Annotated in this window: 19 protein-coding genes and 1 pseudogene; 7 read left to right on the top strand and 13 right to left on the bottom strand. The window is 73.5% G+C overall.

Going from position 1 to position 19,608, the window contains the following annotated elements:
- Positions 1-153 precede the first annotated feature (153 nt).
- The 3 genes and pseudogenes from ACFYUY_RS31760 to ACFYUY_RS31750 form a co-directional block, all read right to left on the bottom strand.
- Complete coding sequence (locus tag ACFYUY_RS31760; RefSeq protein ID WP_360212210.1) at positions 154-957, bottom strand: DUF3710 domain-containing protein; 804 nt, start codon at positions 955-957, stop codon at positions 154-156.
- Positions 958-959: 2 nt separating this feature from the next.
- Positions 960-1,494: pseudogene (gene dut / locus ACFYUY_RS31755) on the bottom strand (dUTP diphosphatase).
- Positions 1,491-2,069: a PaaI family thioesterase gene (locus ACFYUY_RS31750; RefSeq protein WP_360212333.1), complete on the bottom strand. Its 579-nt coding sequence runs from the start codon at positions 2,067-2,069 to the stop codon at positions 1,491-1,493. Before ACFYUY_RS31750 ends, dut begins: the two are co-directional and overlap by 4 nt.
- 135 nt (positions 2,070-2,204) lie before the next feature.
- On the opposite strand from ACFYUY_RS31750, the gene ACFYUY_RS31745 reads away from it, so the two are divergent.
- Positions 2,205-2,654 (top strand): DUF3093 domain-containing protein, encoded by a 450-nt coding sequence (locus ACFYUY_RS31745; protein ID WP_360212214.1) that lies wholly within the window; start codon positions 2,205-2,207, stop codon positions 2,652-2,654.
- 246 nt (positions 2,655-2,900) lie between these two features.
- On the opposite strand, the gene ACFYUY_RS31740 is transcribed toward ACFYUY_RS31745, so the two are convergent.
- The 4 genes from ACFYUY_RS31740 to ACFYUY_RS31725 form a co-directional block, all read right to left on the bottom strand.
- Positions 2,901-3,200 (bottom strand): DUF4193 domain-containing protein, encoded by a 300-nt coding sequence (locus ACFYUY_RS31740; protein ID WP_030057692.1) that lies wholly within the window; start codon positions 3,198-3,200, stop codon positions 2,901-2,903.
- Positions 3,201-3,728: 528 nt separating this feature from the next.
- Complete coding sequence (locus tag ACFYUY_RS31735) at positions 3,729-4,709, bottom strand: acyl-ACP desaturase (RefSeq protein ID WP_360212216.1); 981 nt, start codon at positions 4,707-4,709, stop codon at positions 3,729-3,731.
- A gap of 240 nt (positions 4,710-4,949) precedes the next feature.
- A complete protein-coding gene (locus ACFYUY_RS31730; protein WP_360212218.1) occupies positions 4,950-6,233 on the bottom strand; it encodes a HAMP domain-containing sensor histidine kinase in 1,284 nt (427 codons plus the stop codon).
- A gap of 149 nt (positions 6,234-6,382) precedes the next feature.
- Positions 6,383-7,036, bottom strand: a complete 654-nt coding sequence (locus tag ACFYUY_RS31725) for a response regulator transcription factor (RefSeq protein ID WP_030285473.1) — start codon at positions 7,034-7,036, stop codon at positions 6,383-6,385.
- Positions 7,037-7,481: 445 nt separating this feature from the next.
- Between ACFYUY_RS31725 and ACFYUY_RS31720 the strand changes: the two genes are divergently transcribed.
- A complete protein-coding gene (locus tag ACFYUY_RS31720) occupies positions 7,482-7,667 on the top strand; it encodes a hypothetical protein (protein ID WP_030057688.1) in 186 nt (61 codons plus the stop codon).
- 189 nt (positions 7,668-7,856) lie between these two features.
- Here the strand turns inward: ACFYUY_RS31720 and ACFYUY_RS31715 are convergent, their stop codons facing one another.
- The gene (locus ACFYUY_RS31715) at positions 7,857-8,681 is read right to left on the bottom strand and encodes an inositol monophosphatase family protein (protein WP_360212220.1); all 825 of its coding nucleotides are present in this window, start codon (positions 8,679-8,681) and stop codon (positions 7,857-7,859) included.
- A 23-nt stretch (positions 8,682-8,704) separates the two neighbouring features.
- Entirely contained in the window at positions 8,705-9,847 is a 1,143-nt protein-coding gene (locus ACFYUY_RS31710) for a ferrochelatase (protein WP_387905792.1), read from the bottom strand.
- Between the two features lie 128 nt (positions 9,848-9,975).
- Here ACFYUY_RS31710 and ACFYUY_RS31705 point away from each other — a divergent pair, with 128 nt between their 5' ends.
- The 4 genes from ACFYUY_RS31705 to sepH all read left to right on the top strand — a co-directional run bounded on the left by ACFYUY_RS31705 (position 9,976) and on the right by sepH (position 15,179).
- A complete protein-coding gene (locus ACFYUY_RS31705) occupies positions 9,976-11,232 on the top strand; it encodes an MFS transporter (protein WP_360212224.1) in 1,257 nt (418 codons plus the stop codon).
- A 102-nt stretch (positions 11,233-11,334) separates the two neighbouring features.
- The gene (locus ACFYUY_RS31700) at positions 11,335-12,657 is read left to right on the top strand and encodes a D-arabinono-1,4-lactone oxidase (protein WP_387905789.1); all 1,323 of its coding nucleotides are present in this window, start codon (positions 11,335-11,337) and stop codon (positions 12,655-12,657) included.
- A 125-nt stretch (positions 12,658-12,782) separates the two neighbouring features.
- The gene (locus tag ACFYUY_RS31695; RefSeq protein WP_387905787.1) at positions 12,783-13,517 is read left to right on the top strand and encodes a hypothetical protein; all 735 of its coding nucleotides are present in this window, start codon (positions 12,783-12,785) and stop codon (positions 13,515-13,517) included.
- A 585-nt stretch (positions 13,518-14,102) separates the two neighbouring features.
- Positions 14,103-15,179 (top strand): septation protein SepH, encoded by a 1,077-nt coding sequence (gene sepH / locus ACFYUY_RS31690; protein WP_387905785.1) that lies wholly within the window; start codon positions 14,103-14,105, stop codon positions 15,177-15,179.
- Between the two features lie 56 nt (positions 15,180-15,235).
- On the opposite strand, the gene ACFYUY_RS31685 is transcribed toward sepH, so the two are convergent.
- Complete coding sequence (locus tag ACFYUY_RS31685) at positions 15,236-16,111, bottom strand: sulfurtransferase (protein WP_360212232.1); 876 nt, start codon at positions 16,109-16,111, stop codon at positions 15,236-15,238.
- A gap of 166 nt (positions 16,112-16,277) precedes the next feature.
- Here ACFYUY_RS31685 and ACFYUY_RS31680 point away from each other — a divergent pair, with 166 nt between their 5' ends.
- Complete coding sequence (locus ACFYUY_RS31680; RefSeq protein ID WP_360212335.1) at positions 16,278-17,018, top strand: VOC family protein; 741 nt, start codon at positions 16,278-16,280, stop codon at positions 17,016-17,018.
- Positions 17,019-17,060: 42 nt separating this feature from the next.
- On the opposite strand, the gene ACFYUY_RS31675 is transcribed toward ACFYUY_RS31680, so the two are convergent.
- The 3 genes from ACFYUY_RS31675 to ACFYUY_RS31665 all read right to left on the bottom strand — a co-directional run bounded on the left by ACFYUY_RS31675 (position 17,061) and on the right by ACFYUY_RS31665 (position 19,602).
- On the bottom strand, positions 17,061-17,717 hold the full coding sequence (locus tag ACFYUY_RS31675; protein WP_360212234.1) for a thymidine kinase: 657 nt from the start codon (positions 17,715-17,717) through the stop codon (positions 17,061-17,063).
- Between the two features lie 61 nt (positions 17,718-17,778).
- Complete coding sequence (locus ACFYUY_RS31670) at positions 17,779-18,966, bottom strand: nucleotide pyrophosphatase/phosphodiesterase family protein (RefSeq protein WP_360212236.1); 1,188 nt, start codon at positions 18,964-18,966, stop codon at positions 17,779-17,781.
- A 36-nt stretch (positions 18,967-19,002) separates the two neighbouring features.
- Positions 19,003-19,602: a DUF5998 family protein gene (locus ACFYUY_RS31665; RefSeq protein WP_360212238.1), complete on the bottom strand. Its 600-nt coding sequence runs from the start codon at positions 19,600-19,602 to the stop codon at positions 19,003-19,005.
- Between the last annotated feature and the right edge of the window lie 6 nt (positions 19,603-19,608).

Here is a 19,608-nt window from a genome sequence, read left to right as displayed (position 1 = left end):
CGTTTTCCCGGAGTTTCATTTCATCGGATTCGCTTTCCGCTTGTCCCCGCTCTCTCGCGGCGACTCCGGAACTGTACGGGGCCGGGCCCGCCACATGCAAATCGCCCCCGCCCGGCACTCCGGACGGGGGCGATCGGTGCGACGCGGACCAGGTCAGCGGACCTCGGTGATCTCCGGGCCGCGGGCGAACGGGTCGAGCGCGGCGCCGCCGAAGCGGTTCTCGCCCTCGCCGGCAGCGGCGGCCGCCCCACCACCGTCGGCGACCATCTGGGCGTCCTCGGGGAGCTTCAGCACGATCGGGTCGCGGGGCGCCATCGGGCTCTCACCACGGACGACGACCGTCTGCTGGAAGACCTGCTCCAGGATCCCGGCCATCTCGGGCTGCACGGCGGCCTGGCCCGAGATCACACCGCGCAGGAACCAGCGCGGTCCGTCGCAGCCGACGAAGCGCACCAGCTGCACCCCCTGGGTGCCGTCCGGCAGCTGCACCGGGACCTGGGCGCGGAGGTGCCAGCCGAGCGGGCCCTCCTCCTCCTCGATGAGACCGCCCTGCGAGGTGATGCCGTTGGCGATCTCCTCGCGGACCTCCCCCCAGATGCCCTCCGACTTCGGGGCCGCGAAGGCCTGCAGCTGGATGGCGCTGTTGCCGAGGACGAGGGTCGCGGCGACGATCGCGTCTCCGGCGACCTCGACGCGCAGCTCCATGCCCTCGACACCGGGGACCAGCAGACCCCCGAGGTCCACCCGCCCCTCCTCGGGGTTCTCCAGCTCGGAGTGGTCCCACGGACCGTCCGGGCGCGGGGCCGGCGGGAGACCGACCCTGTCGGCCGGGTCCAGCTCGGTCACGTTCTCGCTCTCGGCGGAACCTTCGACGTCATCGGCCGTCTCGTCGGCGCTGATGGCGTCGTCGGCGAGCTGCTCGACAGCGTCCTCGCTCTTCTGGCGACGACGGAACACGGTCACTGTCCTTCCCGGTCCAAGACCGATGCGAATACCTGCTCGGCTTCCTGCGAGGCCGCGGGCATGCTAGACCGCGGCATGGCCGCCGGTCGACCCGAACCCGCCCTCGGCACGTGCCGACCCAGGCAGCTCGGCCACCTCGTGGAAGCGGGCCTTCTCGACCTGCTGGATGACCAGCTGGGCGATCCGGTCCCCTCGGCGGAAGCTGACCCCCTCGCGCGGGTCCAGATTGACGACGATCACCTTGATCTCTCCACGGTACCCGGCATCGACCGTCCCCGGGGCGTTCACGAGGGCAACTCCGCAACGAGCTGCCAGCCCGGAACGGGGGTGGACGAACGCCGCGTAGCCGTCCGGCAGCGCGATGGCGACACCGGTGGGCAGGACGGCCCGCTCGCCGGGCGCGAGCTCGGCGTCGACGGTGGTGCGCAGGTCGGCACCTGCGTCGCCGGGCTGCGCGTAGGCGGGCAGCGGCAGCTCGGGGTCGACGCGCCTGATCAGGACGTCCAGCGGCGGGCGGGGAGTGTCGCTCAAGGGTTCACCTCAAAGGCTCGTGCGCGCTTCATCAGGTCCGGGTCGTCGAGGACCTTCTCGATGTCCTCGGGACGACCGTGCGTGGTGAAGTGTTCCAGCTTCACCTGGATGAAGAGCGCCTGCGCCCGCACCGCGACCGGTCCGGCGGGGCCGCCGATCCGCGCCTCCGCGGCGCTGTAGATCTTGCGGCCGTGCACGCCGGTGATCCAGGCGCGCAGGTGCAGGACGGAGTCGACGGGCACCGGGCAGAGGAAGTCGGTCTCCAGCCGGCCGGTGACGGCGGGGGCGTGCAGCAGCCAGTTCAGCGTGCCGAGGGTCTCGTCCATGGCCGTCGTCAGCACGCCGCCGTGGGCCAGGCCCGGGCCTCCCTGGTGGACGTCGCGGACGGCGAACTCGGCGGTGACGTCGAGGCCCTCGCCGGCGACCGCGTCGATCCGCAGCCCGCCGGGGTGCTGCGGGCCGCACCCGAAGCAGTGCTCGTAGTGGGAGCCGAGCCGGGTGCCGGGGGCGGGTGCCTCGGGGGCGCGCGGCGGCAGCACCGCGTCCGGCGGCGGCGTGGTCGGGGTCGGTGTCATCGCGGGCTCCGGCCGGTCGGTGGGGGTGGTGGGGGTGGTCGCACCGGTCACGGGGCCCCACCCTACCCAGCGGTAGGGGCGCGGCCGGTGGGGGTGGCGTCCCGGCCCCGGCGTCAGGGCGCCCACAATGGGGGCATGTACGACGAACGCCTCACGGTGCCGCGCTCCTGGTGGCTGCTTCCGGTCGCAGTCGGTTTCACGCTCGCGCTGATCCTGATCCGGGTCAGCGGCCCTGCCGCGCTGGCCGGGCTGGTGGTGGGCATCGCCGCCGGCGCGGTCGCCATCAGCAGCTACGGCTCGGCCCGGATCCGCGTGGTGCAGGGCTCCCTGGTGGCCGGGCAGGCCCGGATCCCGGTGGACGCCCTCGGCGCCGCGCACCCGCTGAGCCCCGCCGAGGCGGTGGCCTGGCGCGGGCCGAAGTCCGACCCGCGCGCCTTCATGCTGCTGCGCAGCTACGTCCCGACGGCGCTGCGGGTGGAGGTGACCGACCCGGCGGACCCGACGCCGTACCTCTACCTGTCGACCCGATCGCCGATGAAGCTGTCCGAGGCCCTGGAGGACGCCCGGCGGGGCGCCCGCACGTAAGTCCGGGGCGCGCGCGGCGAGCGCGCGACCCCCGGTCCGGAAAACGGAGAGGGACGGTTCCGCTGCTGCGGGACCGTCCCTACGACTTCGTGCCGACCGTCGTGCTCCTGGCCGACCGGGTCCTCCCGGAGCCGTCCCTCAGGACGGCGTCCGGACCTGCCGTCCGGCCCCGCTGCCCGGGGCCGGAAGGGGCGCTGTGCCGGTCCCGCGGTGGCCGCGGGCACCGGGCCCTGTCCGCCGCGGTGCTCAGGCGCCGCAGTCCCGGCAGATCGGGTTGCCGTTCTTCTCGCTGTACAGCTGGCTGCGGTGGTGGACCAGGAAGCAGCTCATGCAGGTGAACTCATCGGCCTGCTTCGGCAGCACCCGAACCGCGAGCTCCTCGTTCGAGAGGTCGGCGCCGGGGAGCTCCATGCCCTCCGCCGCGTCGAACTCGTCGACGTCGACGGAGCCGCCGCCCTTGTCGTTACGACGAGCCTTGAGCTCCTCGATGCTGTCCTCGTTGAGCTCGTCGTCGGTCTTGCGTGGGGTGTCGTAGTCCGTTGCCATTTTTCGCTCTCCCCCTCCGGGTTGTGCGGTGTGTGCGGTATCTCCAGCGCACGTAACGCATGGGGGGCCGGTCTTGTGCCCGACCCGAGGCGGAGATTTTGCCTTACTTCAAGCCCTGTTACTCAATCGACACTCAGCCAGGGGTCCGTTGGGGTGATCCACCGGCACGTGGCGGGCCTCACGCTGGGGCACCGCCACCCCTTTCGGGACCCGGCAGGACGGATACGCACAGTAAGCGCAGGCCATGAGGTCTCTCGCCGAATCCCTTGCCCACCTGGGGCGCCGGTCAACCCTTCACCCGAACGGCCCCAGGAAATCTGATCACGGAACGCAACCGACACCATCGCGCAAGTGATCACTCTCCGAGTTCACCCGAAGTCACGGAGCGACACGGTGTGACCTTGGTCACGTTCAGAATCTTCCGGGGCAAACCACGGAAAATCCACCCAGGTCGACAGCCCCGCGAAGCGCCCTGTCGAGCGCCGCGGGGCTCCGCCGACGACGGCCGGGGGACGGCCGCGGGGGGTTCTAGGCGCCCAGACGGGCGGCCCGGCGGGCCAGCTGCGCGGCCTGGCGCTCCTCGAACTTGCGCGCCTGCTCGTCCAGGCCGTCCAGGAAGACCCCGAGCTCGTTCTGGGCCAGCAGGCCCTCGGGGCCGAGGCCGCCGATCTCCATCACGCGCAGGTGGCGCAGCACCGGCTGCAGCACGTCGTCGTGGTGGATGCGCAGGTTGTAGACCCCGCCGATGGCGATCTGCGCGGCGGCCCGCTCGAAGCCGGGGATGCCGTGGCCGGGCATCCGGAAGTCGGTGACCACGTCGGCGATGGCGCGCATCGCCTGGTCGGGGGCGATCTCGAGGGCGGCCTTCAGCAGGTTCCGGTAGAAGACCATGTGCAGGTTCTCGTCGTTGGCGATCTTCGCCAGCAGCTGGTCGCAGAGCGGGTCGCCGGCGAACTTGCCGGTGTTGCGGTGCGAGATGCGGGTGGCGAGCTCCTGGAAGGCCACGTAGGCGACCGAGTGCAGCATGCTGTGCGCGTTGTCGGACTCGAAGCCCTCCGACATGTGGCTCATCCGGGCCCGCTCCAGCTCCACCGGGTCCACGGCCCGGGTGGCGAGCAGGAAGTCGCGGATCGCTATGCCGTGGCGGCCCTCCTCGGCGGTCCAGCGGTGTACCCAGGTGCCCCAGGCGCCCTCGCGGCCGAACATGGTGGCGATCTCGTGGTGGTAGCTGGGGAGGTTGTCCTCGGTCAGCAGGTTGACCACCAGCGACACCCGGCCGAGCGGGGTCACCTGGGACTGCCCGACGTTCCAGGCCTCGCCACCGAGCACGCCGTCGAAGTCGCGACCCTGGCTCCAGGGCACGAACTCGTGCGGCATCCACTCCTTGGCCACCGCGAGGTGGCGGTTGAGCTCCTTCTCCACGACCTCTTCGAGGGCCAGGATCAGGCGCGCGTCGGTCCAGCCGCTCGATCCGAGCGAGGGGCTGCTCTGCACGGGGGCGATGGTCACGGTCTTGCTCCTGGGGGACGGCACGCGCTGGGACGGGCGCGTTGGGCGGGCACGTCTTCAGACGCACTTACGGTTCCGTAGGTTACGACACCGTAAGTTGCTCGGGGCGGAAAAGACAAGCCGCCCCCGCCAGGCCTTATGTCGTCTTGACGGCCTGACGGGGGCGGCTGTGAACGGTCGTTCACGGAGCACGGCGGGGCGGGCGGCCCGAGGGGCCCGGGAAGGGCCTGGTGGGGCGGGTCAGGGGTTCGGGATGCGCACCCGCATGGTGAGCCCGCCACCGGCGCGCGGAGTGGCCTCGATGGCGCCTCCGTGGGCGCGCACCACCGAGCGGACGATCGACAGTCCGAGCCCGACGCCCTTGTCGCTGCGGGTGCGGTCGGCGCCCTTGATCCGCCGGAACGGCTCGAAGATGTGCTCCAGCTCGTAGCCGGGCACCACCGGGCCGGTGTTGGACACCACCAGTTCGCCGCCGCCGGGCACCTCCGCGGTGGACAGCTCGACCCAGCCGCCCGGGGTGTTGTACCGGACGGCGTTCTGCAGCAGGTTGAGCGCGAGCCGCTCCAGCAGCACCCCGTTGCCCCCGACGACGGCGGGATCGAGCTTGGCGCGCAGTTCGACCTCGCGCCGCTCCGCCTCGGCCCTGGTCTGCTCCAGGGCGCGGGTGGCCACCTCGGAGATCTCCACCGGGCGCCGCTCGGTCAGCTCGTTCTCGCTGCGGGCGAGCAGCAGCAGGCCCTCCACGAGCTGTTCGCTGCGCTCGTTGGTGGCCAGCAGGGTCTTGCCGAGCTGCTGGAGGTCGGGCGAGGCCGCCGGGTCGGAGAGCTGGACCTCCAGCAGGGTGCGGTTGATCGCCAGCGGGGTGCGCAGCTCGTGCGAGGCGTTGGCGACGAAGCGCCGTTGCGAGTCGAAGGACCGGTCCAGCCGGTCCAGCATGTCGTCGAAGGTGTCGGCGAGCTCCTTGAGCTCGTCGTCCGGCCCGTCCAGCTCGATCCGCCGGTGCAGGTCGGAGGAGGCGACGTCGCGGGCGGTGCGGGTGATCCGGCCGAGCGGGCGCAGCACCCGGCCGGCCAGGGCGTAGCCGGCCGCGAAGGCGATCACGGCGAGGCAGACCAGCATCGTGAGCGACTTGCGCAGCAGGGTGTTGAGCGCCGAGTTGGAGCGCATCAGGTAGTCGCTGGCCTGCTCCTGGTTGAACTGCGCGCTGTCCATCGAGACGCCGCCGACCCTGACCCGGATGTCGCCGAAGTCGAACTTGCGGGGCGCCAGGTTCTGCACCGCGTCCTGGAAGAACACGTACATCAGCAGCAGCAGGACGACGCCGGCCATCAGGAACATGCCGCCGTAGAGCAGGGTGAGCCGCATCCGGATGGTCGGCCGGAAGGGCAGCCAGGCGAGCATGCCGTCGCCGGGCACGTAGTGCGGCCGGATCGCGCGCGGGGGGTGCGGTGGTTTGGGCGGGACGGCGCGCGGGCCGCCGGCGGGCGCGCCGGAGGGCCCGCCGGCCGGGGGCGGGGTGGTCATGATGGTCCTCTCGGGGCGTCCGCCGGGGCGGGCGCGGGATGGGTGGGTCCCACCGGGCCGGCGTCCGGGTCCGGTGGATCCGGTGCGGGCCGGCCCGGTGGTCCGGAGCGGTCCGGTGGGATCCGGCCGGGCGGTCCGGCCGGATCCGGTCAGATCCGGTAGCCGGAGCCCGGCACGGTGACGATCACCGGCGGGTCGCCGAGCTTGCGGCGCAGCGTCATCACGGTGACGCGCACGACGTTGGTGAACGGGTCGGTGTGCTCGTCCCAGGCCTTCTCCAGCAGCTGCTCGGCGGAGACGACGGCACCGCCGGCCCGCATCAGCACCTCCAGGACGGCGAACTCCTTGGGGGCGAGCTGGACGGTGCGGCCCTCCCGGATCACCTCGCGGCGGCCGGGGTCGAGCGAGATCCCGGCGCGTTCCAGCACCGGGGGCAGCGGGATGGTCGCACGGCGTCCCAGCGCCCTTACCCGGGCGACGAGTTCGCTGAAGGCGAACGGCTTCGGAAGGTAGTCGTCCGCGCCGATCTCCAGGCCCTCGACCCGGTCGCTGATGTCACCGGAGGCGGTCAGCATGATCACCCTGGTGGCCAGGCCCTGCTCGACCACCTTGCGGCAGACGTCGTCGCCGTGGACCAGCGGGAGGTCCCGGTCCAGGACCACCACGTCGTAGTCGTTGACCGCGATGCGCTGGAGCGCGGCCTCCCCGTCGTACACCACGTCGACGGCCATCGCCTCGCGGCGCAGGCCGGTGGCGACGGCCTCGGCGAGCAGCTGCTCGTCCTCGACGACGAGAACCCGCACGGTCGTTGTCCCTTCTCCAGGCCGGCCCCGGAAGCGGACGCACGGCTCCGACGGTGCCTCCATCCTGCCTGGTCCTGCGGTAAAGCAGCGATAAGCTGCCGCTCGGGCACGGGGCGGAACCGGCGACCGGTGACCGTTCGCACCGGGACCAGTCCGGTTGGACTGTGACACGGGCAACTTTCTCGCGCCGACAGGTTTCCCCGCCCCTGCGGCGGGGAGGACAGCTGCACACCCGCGATCTGGCCTGTCGGCCGATCGCACCCACCCGCCGTGCGTTCATCCGCGCCGGCCCTGGGGCTGGGACGTCACCGGGAGCGGCCGACGGGCCGTCTCCGCGCCCGACCGGAGAATCAGGATCCTGCCTCCCCGGACGCTACCGCTGGCCACGCAACCTCAGGGCGGAGAACGTACGACCGTGCACGTCCGACACAGTAAGGGGGCCCGTATGGACGCCTTCAAGGCCGGAATCCTGCAGCGCATCGCCAACGCCGAGCAGGACCTGCACCGCGCGATCGAGGCCGGGGACGAGTTCCTCGCCGAGGTGGAGCAGTCAGAGCTGGACGACCTGCGCCGGCTCGCCGCCGAGCACGGTGTGGACACCGTGCTGGAGCGTCACCGCACCGCCGCCTGATCCACCCGATCCCGACCCGTCGCCGGAGTTCCGGCACCAGCGGCCCTGCGGGGGCCGTGCGAAACCCCAGGCCCTGGCATCCCTCGTATGCCAGGGCTCTTCGCGTTCCGGGCCCCGTCGCGTTCACGGCGGTGCCCGCTCGGGGCACCTGGCGTCCCGGGGCTCCCGTGCCCCGGGACGCTCCGGAGCTCAGCCCCGGTCCTCCCAGGCGCGCAGCGCGGCGAGCCGCTCCTGCAGCGGCTCGTACACGCCGGGCGCGGCGGCCACCGTCAGCTCGCCGTCCGGGCCGTGGCCGGGGCGGCCGCCGACCAGGGCGCCGGCCTCCGCGGCGATCAGGCAGCCGGCCGCGCGGTCCCAGGGGGCCAGTCCGCGCTCGTAGTAGCCGTCCAGCCGCCCGGCGGCGACGTCGCACAGGTCCACGGCGGCGGCGCCGCCGCGGCGGACGTCCCGCACCTCGGGCATCAGGGCCTGCAGCACCTCGGCCTGGCGGACCCGCACCGACCGGACGTAGTTGAAGCCGGTGGCGATCAGCGCCTGGCCCCACGGCGGGGCCTGGCGGGCGGCGAGCGGACGGCCGTCGAGGTGGGCACCGCGGCCGAGGACGGCCTGGAACAGCTCACCGCGGGCCGGCGCGAAGACCACGCCGACGGCCGCCCGGCCGTCCACCTCGGCGGCCACGCTCACCGCCCAGGAGGGCAGTCCGTACAGGTAGTTGACCGTGCCGTCGAGCGGGTCGACGACCCAGCGCACCCCGCTGGTGCCGTGCCGCTCGGCGCCCTCCTCACCGAGGTAGCCGTCCTCCGGGCGGCGGTCGGTGATCAGCTCCAGGACCAGCTTCTCGGAGGCGAGGTCCATCTCGGTCACCACGTCGACCGGGCTGCTCTTGGTGCCGGCCACGCCGAGGTCGGCGGGCCGGCCGTCGCGCAGCAGGGCGCCGGCCCGCCGGGCCGCGTCCAGGGCGACGTCCAGCAGGTCGTCGAGGAGCCGGTCGTCGGGCAGGGCGGGGGTGGACAAGGGGGACTCCTCGGGACGGGCGGTCAGCGCTCGGCGGCGGCCGGGCGCGGGGCGCGCGGGTTGGGGCAGCAGGCCACCGCGCACACGTCGTGGCTGGGGCCGAGCGCGCCGAGCGCGCAGCGGGTCACCGGCTCGCCGCGTTCGGCGGCGGCGCGCTCCAGGACGAGCTCGCGCACCGCGGCGGTGAACCGCGGGTCGGCGCCGACGGTGGCGGCGCGGGCCACCGGCAGGCCGAGTTCGGCGGCCTTGGCGACGGCCTCGGTGTCGAGGTCGTACCTGACCTCCATGTGGTCGGAGACGAAGCCGATCGGGACCATCACCACGGCGGGCGCGCCGTCGGCGTGCTGGGCCTCCAGGTGGTCGCAGACGTCCGGTTCCAGCCAGGGCACGTGCGGGGCGCCGCTGCGGCTCTGGAAGACCAGCTCCCACGGCCGGTCGGCGACCCCGGTGCGCTCGGCGACGGCCTCGGCGATCAGCCGGGCGACGTCGAGGTGCTGGGCGACGTAGGCGCCGCCGGGCCGGCCGCGGGCCGGGTCGTCCGGGGCGCCGGAGGAGTCGGCCATGGTGTCCGGGATGGAGTGGGTGGTGAACGCCAGCCGGGCGCCGTCCCGGACCGGCTCGGGCAGTTCGGCCAGGGCCGCCACGGTGGCGTCGATCATCGGCCGGACGAAGCCCGGGTGGTTGTAGAAGTGCCGCAGCTTGTCGACCCGCAGCTCGGGCAGGCCCTCCGCGGCGAGCGCGGCCAGCGCCTCGGCCAGGTTCTCCCGGTACTGGCGGCAGCCCGAGTAGCCGGCGTACGCGCTGGTGGCGAGGACGGCGATCCGGCGGTGACCGTCGGCGGCCAGCTCGCGCAGGGTGTCGACCAGGTACGGCGCCCAGTTGCGGTTGCCCCAGTAAACCGGCAGCTCCAGCCCGTGCTCGGCGAAATCCTTGCGCAGCGCGGCGAGCAGCTCGCGGTTCTGCTCGTTGATCGGGCTGACGCCGCCGAACAGGAAGTAGTGCTTGCCCACCTCCTTCAGCCGCTCCGGGGGGATGCCGCGGCCGCGGGTGACGTTCTCCAGGAACGGGACGACGTCCTCGGGGGCCTCCGGCCCGCCGAAGGAGAGCAGCAGCAGGGCGTCGTACGGGGCGGCGCCGGTCGGTGAGGGTTTGCGCGCGTCGGACATGGCACCGATCCTGCCATTGAGGGGCCGAACACCGGCGGTTGGGCCGCGCGGGTGTCCGGAAAATACCGTTTGCCAAGGTACGTAAGCTGTGTTGACCAGCCTTGTTCCTTACCCCTCGGAGCTCCCCCGTGCTCTCCAGTTACCGCCGGATATTCGCCGCCCCCGGCACTCTGGCCTTCTCCTCGGCCGGCTTCCTCGCCCGCCTGCCGATCTCGATGACCGGCATCGGCATCGTGACCATGCTCTCCGAGCAGAGAGGGTCGTTCGGGGTGGCGGGCGCGGTCTCGGCGACCCTGGCGATCGCCGCCGGAGCGCTCGGACCGGCGGTGTCCTGGCTGGTCGACCGGTACGGGCAGCGCCGGGTGGCCCTCCCCGCCGCCGCGCTCTCCGTCTCCGCCGCGATCGGACTGCTGCTCTGCGCGCACTTCGGCGCACCGGCCTGGACGCTGTTCCTCTTCGCCGTCGGCATGGGCGTGATGCCCAGCGCAGGCGCCATGGTCCGCGCCCGCTGGGCGCACCTCTACCGCGAGGACGCCGGCCGGCTGCACACCGCGTACTCCTTCGAGGCGGTGGTCGACGAGTTCTGCTTCATGGTCGGTCCGATCCTCGCCGTCGTCCTGGCGACCAACGTCCTTCCCGAGTCCGGCGTGCTCGCCGCCGTCGTCGCGCTCACCGTCGGCATCACGCTGTTCACCGCCCAGCGCCGCACCGAACCGCCGGTCCACCCGGCCGCCTCTCGCAGCGGCGGCAGCGCCATCCTCAACGGCGGCCTGATCGTCCTGGTGCTCACCTTCATCGCCACCGGCGCGATCTTCGGCTCGGTCGAGATCGTCACCGTCGCCTTCGCCAGGGCCCAGGGCCACGAGGGGCTGGCCGGCACCGTCCTCGCCGTGTGGGCGCTCGGCTCCGGCCTGGCCGGCATGGTCTACGGCACGCTCAAGCCCAGGGGCTCGCTGTCCACCCGGTTCTTCGCCGGCGTGACGCTGATGGCCCTGAGCATGGTCCCGGTCCTGATCGTCTCCTCGACCGTCCAGGGCCTCGGCGGGCTGCTCGCCACCGGCGCCGCCCTGATGCTCGCCGGCCTCGCCATCTCGCCGACCCTGATCTCCGCGATGGCCCTGGTGGAGCGGCTCGTCCCGGCCTCCCAGCTCACCGAGGGGATGGCCTGGACCACCAGCGGGCTCGCCCTCGGCGTCGCCTTCGGCTCCTCCGCCGGCGGCTGGGTGGTGGACGCCTCCGGCGCCGCCGCGGGCTACTGGGTGCCGCTGGTCGCCGGTGCGCTCGGCGTGGCCACCGCGCTCGCCGGACTGGGCCGGCTGCGCGCCGGAGTCAGCTCCGACGAGCCCGCCGAAGCGGCCGGACAACCCGTAGACCTCGAACGGTGAACTGACTAGTCTCTCCCTACCCGCGGCCCTACCCGCGGGTAGGGCGGCGCTGCCGCCCCGACCCCGCGCCGACCCGTTCGGCCACGGAGCAGGAGGCGGCGCATGCCCCAGACCAGTACCGTGACGCCCGCCCGGTGGACCAACTGGGCCGGGAACCAGAGCGCCCGGCCCGCCCGGTCCGCCGCCCCCGGCACCGCGGAGGAACTGGCCAGGGAGATCCTGCGGGCCGCCGGACAGGGCCGCACCGTCAAGGCCGTCGGCTCCGGCCACTCCTTCACCTCGATCGCCTCCGCCGGCGACGGCGTCCTGCTCCGCCCGCACGCGCTCACCGCCGTCCGCGGCATCGACCGCGAGGCCGGCACCATCACCGTCGAGTCCGGCGTCCCGCTCGCCCGACTCAACCGGATCCTCGCCGGCGAGGGCCTCTCGCTCACCAACATGGGCGACATCGAGGTCCAGACCGTGGCCGGCGCCACCAGCACCGGCACCCACGGCACCGGCCGCGACTCCGGCTCGCTCGCCGCCCAGATCCGCGCCCTGGAGATCGTCCTCGCCGACGGCACCGTCCGGCACTGCTCCCCCACCGAGAACCCGCGGCTCTTCCAGGGCGCCCGGCTCGGCCTCGGCGCCCTCGGCGTGATCACCGCCCTGACCTTCGGCGTCGAACCGGCCTTCCTGCTCACCGCGCACGAGCAGCCGATGGCCTTCGACGAGGTGCTGGAACGGCTCGACGACCTCACCGCCGTCAACGAGCACTTCGAGTTCTACTGGTTCCCGCACACCGACCGCTGCTCCACCAAGCGCAACAACCGCAGCCAGGGCCCGGCCGCCCCGCTGCCCCGGTTCAAGGAGTGGCTGGAGGACGACTTCCTCTCCAACACCGTCTGGGAGGGCGCCTGCCGGGTCGGCCGGCGCTTCCCCGGCAGCATCCCCGCCATCGCCTCGCTGGCCAGCCGCGCCTGGTCCGACCGCAGCTACACCGACACGGCGTACCGGGTGTTCACCAGCCCCCGCAAGGTCCGCTTCGTGGAGATGGAGTACGCGGTGCCGCGCGCGGCCGTCGCCGAGGTGCTGCGCGAACTGAAGGCCCTGGTCGACCGCTCTGACTGGAAGGTCAGCTTCCCGGTCGAGGTGCGCTTCGCCCCCGCCGACGACCTCTGGCTCTCCACCGCCTCCGGCCGCGACAGCGCCTACATCGCGGTGCACCTCTACCGGGGCACCGCCGACCAGGGCTACTTCACCGGCGTCGAACAGCTGATGACCGCGCACGCGGGCCGCCCGCACTGGGGCAAGCTGCACACCCGCGACGCCGAGTACCTGGCCGGCGTGTACCCGCACTTCGGCGACTTCACGGCGCTGCGCGACGAGGTCGACCCGCAGCGGGTCTTCGGCAACGACTACCTGCGCCGCGTGCTCGGCGCCTGACCTCGCCCGGGCCTCAGGGCGTCGAGGACGCGGCCCCCGACCGGGGCGCCGCCGGCGTCCGGCTCGGGACGGGAGGCTGCGAGGAGGCCCCGCCCGACGGCGTCCCGCCGCCCGCCGACGGGGAGGTGCCGGCCGACGGCGAGGTGCTCGGCCCCGCCGAGGGCGAGGTCGTCCCGCCGCCCGGCTCACCGGAGCCGCTCGGGCTCGGCTCCCGGCTCGGCCCCGTCGGCGCCGGGGCCGTGGCCCCGGCGGACGGCGACCGACCCGCTCCGCCGGGCTCGCGCGCCGGGGGCGTCCGCTCCGGTTCCTCCCGCGGCGTGGAGGAGGTCGGGGTGGAGGACCCGGGGGTGACGGCGCCGCCGAAGGAGGTGCCGTTGCCGGACCGCCCCTTCACCGTCGCCGACACCGGCTGGCCGGTGGCCAGTTCGAACGCGACGATCGGCGTCATCGCCAGCACGAACACCAGCCCGGACACCGCCGCGTACGTCCGCCAGGTCCAGCGCCGGCGCGCCCGCACCACCCGCGGCTCGTTCCACTCCGCGGAGAGCACCGCCACCGGCGACTCCACCACCGGCGACTCCACCACCGGCGACTCCGCCACCGGCGACTCCGCCACGGGCGCCGGGCCCACCGGGCCGGCCGGCACCTGGCGCAGTCCGTTCGCGGTGTGGACCGGCCCCCGTTCCGTCACCGCCCCGCGCAGCTGTTCGCCGGTGCGCCGGAAGACGTGCTGGAACACCGCACTGCCGGTGGTGGCCCCGATGCTGACCACCGCCGCGCCCAGGATCGTTCCGTACACGCCGAGTTCCGAGGCGAGCAGTGCCCCGGCCACCGTCGCCAACGCACTCGCCACGACCTGAGCCACACTCAGATCGATTCGCCTGCGATCCTCCTTGCCGCCCTCCTCGGCGGGGTTCCGCTCCGGCATCAACATCCCTCGGTCCGTACGACTGATCCTCGAACAAGCCACTCCATCTTGCCCAAAGAAGGACACAAGGGACGAAAATGCGGTTCTCCGCCCCCGATATATGTGAAGATGATCACCGTTCACCCGGCAGTGGTCCGCCATTGGGGGCGCGCGCTCTTGAGATTCCCGTGAATCGCGGGAGACTTGAGCGGCGAGCCGCCCCTTCGGATGCCACGAATGGAGTACTGTTCGTAAAGCCTGAGCCTTGGGTCGACTTGTCGACTGCGTCCGTACCGGCAGCTTGACGAAGAGCCACGGGCCAGGCACGCACGGCGACGACCGTCCCGGAACGTCGCGTTCACTGCGCGTGCGAGGACGGCCGGGACACCCAGGCGCGACGTCGACGGATGACGTGGCAAAAAGGCAACCGTGCCACAGTGGCGTGCCCGGGCGTATGCCCGACACGCCGGGGAACTCAGCAAGGTTGTGGCCAGTCGCGAGCGGGCAGGCCACACTCAGTACGGGAGCAGCGACGCAGGTGACGTCGGCAGGCACCACCCGGGAGGTAACCGTGCCCGAACTGCGGGTTGTGGCCGTCAGCAACGACGGCACACGGCTGGTGCTCAAGGCTGCCGACAGCACGGAGTACACCCTCCCCATCGACGAGCGGCTGCGCGCCGCCATCCGCGGCGACCGGCCGCGCCTCGGCCAGATCGAGATCGAGGTCGAGAGCCATCTGCGCCCCCGGGACATCCAGGCGCGGATACGAGCAGGCGCCTCCGCGGAGGAGGTCGCCCAGGCCGCCGGCATCTCCGTCGACCGCGTCCGCCGCTTCGAGGGGCCGGTGCTCGCCGAGCGCGCCTTCATGGCCGAGCGCGCCCGCAAGACCGCCATCCGCCGCAACGGCGAGTCCACCGGGCCCCAGCTCGGCGAGGCCGTCGCCGAGCGGCTCGCGCTGCGCGGCGCGGAGAAGGACACCGAACGCTGGGACTCCTGGCGGCGCGACGACGGCACCTGGGAGGTCATCCTCTCCTACCGGGCCGACGGCGAGGGCCGCAGCGCGTCGTGGACGTACGACCCGCCCCGGCGCCTGGTCCAGCCCAACGACGACGAGGCCCGCGCGCTGATCGGCGAGAACGTCGAGCGCGAGGAGGAGTCGGTCTTCCCGTTCATCCCGCGGATCGCCCGGCTCCCCCAGGACCGGCCGCCCCGCCCGATGATCGACCGGCCCTCCGCCGACCGCATCATGTCGGCCCGTGAGGTCCGCGAGTCCCGCGAGGCCACCGCCGAGTCCAGGGACTCGCTGACCAGCCTGCTCGACGTCGTCCCCGCCTTCCGCGGCGACCTCGCCGTCAGCGGCACCACCCCGATCGAGCCGGTGCCCGCCGAGGTCGCCGAGGAGAGCGAGGAGCCGGCCGCCGCGGCCCCGGCCGTCGGCGCGGGATCGGCCTACGCCGACATCCTGATGCCGCGGGCCGTCGCCCCGCACCGCGAACGCCTCGTCGGCACCACCGACCGCCAGGCCGAGGCGGACGGCGTCCGCCCCGGCCGCCGGGCCACCGTGCCCAGCTGGGACGAGATCGTCTTCGGCAGCCGGCGCAAGAAGCAGGAGTAACCGCCGTACGGAAGGGGCGGGAGGCCCGGCCTCCCGCCCCTTCCGCGTGCCCGGACTCAGCCCGGCTGCCCGGTCACCGCCACCGGGCGGGCCGCGTCGCTCGACCACTCGCTCCACGACCCGGGGTACAGCGTCGCGGGCAGGCCCGCCACCTCGAGCGCCAGGATCTGGTGCGCCGCCGTCACCCCCGAGCCGCAGTACACCGCCGTCTCCCGCTCGCCCGCGCCCAGCGCGCGGAACCGCGCCGCCAGCTCCGCGGCCGACCGGAACCGCCCGTCCGCGTCCACGTTCTCGGCCGTCGGCGCCGACACCGCCCCCGGGATGTGCCCGGCCCGCGGATCCACCGGCTCGGTCTCGCCCCGGTAGCGCTCGCCCGCCCGGGCGTCCAGCAGCAGGCCCTCGCGCGCCCAGGCCGCCGCGCCGTCCGCGTCCACCACCGGCAACCGCCCCGGCACCGGCTTGAAGTCGCCCTCCGCCGGCTCCGGCACCTCCGCCGTCACCGGCAGACCCGCCGCCACCCAGGCCGCGTACCCGCCGTCCAGCACCCGGACGTCCCGGTGCCCGGCCCAGCGCAGCAGCCACCAGGCGCGGGCCGCCGCCAGCGAGGCCGCCCCGTCGTACACCACCACCGGGCGGTCGGCGTCCACCCCGAATCCGCGCATCGCCGCACCGAACTCCTCCGGGTCCGGCAGCGGGTGGCGCCCGCCCCGGCCCGGAGCACCCGGGTGGGCCGCGAGGTCGCGGTCCAGGTCGACGAAGTGGGCCCCGGGCAGGTGCCCGGCCAGGTACTCCTCGGCCGCGGTCGGGCCGGAGGCCGCGGCACCGACCAGCCGGTAGCGCACGTCCAGCAGCACCGGCGGGCGGACGGAGGCGAGCGCCTCCCCCAGCGCGCCCGCGGAGATCAGCGGAGAAGCGTCGTTGTAGGTCGTCATGGCGGCCATTGTCGCGCAGCACCGACGAACCACCGCTCTTTGTGCGGACTTTGCCGGACTTTCCGCGCGGCCCGAGGGTTCGGTGCCCGCCAGGGTGGAAGCATCACCCTCGCGCGCGAGGATCCCCGCGCGCCGACCACCCACGAGGAGGCCCGCATTGCCCGCGGTGGAACTCCGACTGGCCCAGGGCACGCCCTGCTGGGTCAGCCTGCTGACCGACGACCTGCCCGGAGCCCGCGCCTTCTACGGCGACCTGCTCGGCTGGGCCTACCGCCCGGGCCCGGGCCAACTCGGCGACTACGTACGGGCCGAACTCGACGGGGAGCCCGTCGCCGGCCTCGGCGTCTCCACCGCCACCGGGTTCCCGGTGCAGTGGACCACCTACTTCGCCGTCGACGACGCCGACCGCACCACCCAACTGGTGCGCGAATGCGGCGGAACCGTCGCCGTCGGCCCGCTGCAGGCCGAACGGGCCGGCCGGATGGCCATCGCCGCCGACGTCTCCGGCGCCGTCTTCGGGCTCTGGCAGGGCGAGGAGCACACCGGCCGCGAAGCCGGCCCCGAACCCGGCGGACCGGCCTGGGCCGAACTGCTCACCCCCGACGCGGACGGCGCCGCGGCCTTCTACGCCACCGTGCTCGACCGGCCCGTACGGCCCGCCGACGGCGAGTCCGCGCTCCTGGTGCACGGGCGGCCGGTCGCCGGCATCCGGCACCACGCCGAACTGCGCGGCCACCCGCCGCGCTGGCGGGTCCACTTCGCCGTCCGCGACACCACGCGGACCGCCCGGCACGCCGTCGAGCTCGGCGGCCGCGTCCTGGTGGAGCCGCACGACACCCTGCGCGGCCGGGCCGCCCGGCTGGCCGACCCGCAGGGCGGGCACTTCTCGGTGATCGAGGCGCTGTGAGCCGCCCGGTCCGCGCCCGAGCGGGCACCGGGCCGCCCGCGGTCAGGCCCGCTGCTCCTCGAAGGGCAGCACGTCCGGCGAGAGCACCGAGGCCCGGGCGGTCGCCGAGGTGAGGCGGCGGCGGTGGTGCCGGCGGCACAGCACCTCGTAGCTGACCTCGTCCTCGTCGACCGTGATGTCGCCGACCACCACCTGGGCGCCCTCGACCACCATCACGCCGCCCACCGTCCGGGCGTTGTGGGTCGCCCGCGCGCCGCACCAGCACAGTGCCTCGACCTGGAGCACCTCCACCCGGTCGGCCAGCTCGATCAGCCGCTGCGAACCCGGGAACAGCCGGGTGCGGAAGTCCGTGGTGATCCCGAACGTGAAGACGTCGATGTCGAGTTCGTCCACCACCCGGGCCAGCTGGTCGACCTGCCCGGCGGCGAAGAACTGGGCCTCGTCGCAGATCAGGTAGTCCACCCGGCCACCCGCCGAGAGGCGCTGCACCACGTGCGCGTGGAAGTCGAAGTCGTCGGTGACCTCGACCGCGTCCGCCCGCAGGCCCAGCCGGCTGGAGATGGTGGCCGCACCGGCCCGGTCGTTGCGGGTCAGGATGATCCCCTGCCGGCCGCGCGCGGTGTGGTTGTGGTCCATCTGCAGCGCCAGCGTCGACTTGCCGCAGTCCATCGTGCCCGAGAAGAACACCAGTTCAGCCATGGGTGGAGCAAAGGCCTTTCAAATCAGAGGAGTTCGGGCACAGAGGAGTCAACGGAAGCGCTCAGCCGCGGACTTCGAGCAGGGGCACGAACTGCTCCACCGGGGTCATCGAGCCGTGCAGTCCGACCATCGCGGACTCCCCCGGCTCGTTGCGGGAGGCGATGATCGCGATGTCGTCCCGCGCCGCGGCCACCACGTCGCCGATCCGCCCGTACACCCGCTCGTCCACGGCCGGGCCGAACCAGCCCGCGTCGATCGCCTGGTCCCGGGTCGCCACCCACATCCGGTCGCCCAGCACCTCGCTCCAGACCGCGTGCACGTCGGCCGCCGCACCGGGCACCGCGTACACGTGCCGGGCCCGGCCCTCACCGCCCAGCAGGGCCACGCCGGCGCCCAGCTCCCAGTCCTCGTCGAAGTCGATCCGGTCCTCCGGGGCGATGTCGATCATGCCGTGGTCCGCCGTCACGTACATCGCCGAACGCGGCGGCAGCTGCTCCGCCAGTCGGCGGGCCAGCCGGTCCACCGCGTCCAGCGTCATCCGCCACTCGTCCGAGTCCACCCCGAACCGGTGGCCCGCACCGTCCAGCTCGCTGACGTAGGTGTACACCAGCGCCCGGTCGTGCTCGGCCAGCCAGGAGGCCGCCAGATCCATCCGCTCCATGCCGGTGGTCCGGCCCAGGAAGGTGCCGCCGGACAGCGCCACCCTGGTCAGCGGGGTCTGCGCGAACAACGGGGAGGACACCTGCGCCGTCGCCACCCCCGCCTCGTGCGTCCGGTCGAAGACCGTCGGGTACGGCTGCCACGCCCCCGGGTCGGTGTGCGGCTGCCAGCGCAGCTGGTTCATCAGGTACCCCGCGCCCGGCACCGCCACCGTGTACCCGACCAGGCCGTGCAGCCCCGGAGGGGTGCCCGTCCCGACCGAGGCCAGCGAGGTCGCCGTGGTCGACGGGAAACCCGCGGTCAGCGGGCGGCCCGAGCCGCCCAGCGAACCGGCCGCCAACGAGGACAGGAACGGCGCGTACTCCGGGTGCCGCAGCAGCAGCTCCCAGCCCAGGCCGTCCACCAGGAACACCACCACGCGGTCCGCCGGGGCGATCGGCAGGGTGGCGGTGAAGCCCGGAACCCCCAGCCCCGCCGCCACCGAGGGCAGCAGGTCGCAGAGCGAACCGCTGCCGTACGGGGGCGCGGGAGCCGCGGCCGGGTCAAGGATCTCGAAGGCGTCGTAGCCGTCGGCGGGTGCGAAGGACATGGAACCGGATTCAGTAGCGGACGGAGGCGGCGGCGCTCAGACCCGCGGGCCGTTGCTGATCGTCGCGTCGGACAGCGCACGGGCGAACACCAGAGCCTGCGCGACCGTCTCCGGGCCGTCACCGGCCTCGCTCACCCGCAGTGAGAGGTCGTCAGCCGTCGCCGACCCCGTGTAGCCGTGATCCGCCTCGCAGTTCGGGTCCGAGCAGCCCGCCGGCTCCAGGTCCAGCCGCTGCACGGCACCCCAGCCGATCGTCAGCACCACCTCGCGCGGCAGCGTCCCCGGCGTGTACGTCTCCGGGTTCGCCACCATCCGGCTCAGCACGACCGAACCGATCCGGTCCAGCCGGACACTCTCCGTCGACGTCGTCGCGAACGGCACCGCCGGACTGCCGCCGTCCCCCGACTGCTCGTCGGTGTGGCTCACCACGAACCGGGTCGGGGTCAGCACCAGCACCGTCACGTGCCGGCGCACCTCGTTGGCGTCGAAGGTCGTCTCCTGGTGCACCAGGTACGAGCTGATCGGCTCCGGGCCCACCGCGGCCTCGACCGCCTCGGACACCAGGGCCGGGTAGTAGCCGCTGCGCTCGATCGCCGAGCGCAGGTCCTGAGTGGTGGTCGTACCGGTCTTCGCCATAACTCC

The sequence above is a fragment of the Kitasatospora sp. NPDC004745 genome (assembly GCF_042873275.1).
Taxonomy (GTDB): Bacteria; Actinomycetota; Actinomycetes; order Streptomycetales; family Streptomycetaceae; genus Kitasatospora.
The sequence above is the reverse complement of the archived record's forward strand: the minus strand, read 5'-3'. Positions and strand labels throughout refer to the sequence as shown.

What these genes read in the sequence shown, in the direction of transcription:
- ACFYUY_RS31750 (WP_360212333.1), bottom strand. Translation starts at nt 2,069, where the DNA reads ATGACACCGACCCCGACCACGCCGCCGCCGGACGCGGTGCTGCCGCCG.
- ACFYUY_RS31745 (WP_360212214.1), top strand. Translation starts at nt 2,205, where the DNA reads ATGTACGACGAACGCCTCACGGTGCCGCGCTCCTGGTGGCTGCTTCCG.
- ACFYUY_RS31740 (WP_030057692.1), bottom strand. Translation starts at nt 3,200, where the DNA reads ATGGCAACGGACTACGACACCCCACGCAAGACCGACGACGAGCTCAAC.
- ACFYUY_RS31730 (WP_360212218.1), bottom strand. Translation starts at nt 6,233, where the DNA reads ATGACCACCCCGCCCCCGGCCGGCGGGCCCTCCGGCGCGCCCGCCGGC.
- ACFYUY_RS31720 (WP_030057688.1), top strand. Translation starts at nt 7,482, where the DNA reads ATGGACGCCTTCAAGGCCGGAATCCTGCAGCGCATCGCCAACGCCGAG.
- ACFYUY_RS31710 (WP_387905792.1), bottom strand. Translation starts at nt 9,847, where the DNA reads ATGTCCGACGCGCGCAAACCCTCACCGACCGGCGCCGCCCCGTACGAC.
- ACFYUY_RS31700 (WP_387905789.1), top strand. Translation starts at nt 11,335, where the DNA reads ATGCCCCAGACCAGTACCGTGACGCCCGCCCGGTGGACCAACTGGGCC.
- ACFYUY_RS31685 (WP_360212232.1), bottom strand. Translation starts at nt 16,111, where the DNA reads ATGACGACCTACAACGACGCTTCTCCGCTGATCTCCGCGGGCGCGCTG.
- ACFYUY_RS31675 (WP_360212234.1), bottom strand. Translation starts at nt 17,717, where the DNA reads ATGGCTGAACTGGTGTTCTTCTCGGGCACGATGGACTGCGGCAAGTCG.
- ACFYUY_RS31670 (WP_360212236.1), bottom strand. Translation starts at nt 18,966, where the DNA reads ATGTCCTTCGCACCCGCCGACGGCTACGACGCCTTCGAGATCCTTGAC.
- ACFYUY_RS31665 (WP_360212238.1), bottom strand. Translation starts at nt 19,602, where the DNA reads ATGGCGAAGACCGGTACGACCACCACTCAGGACCTGCGCTCGGCGATC.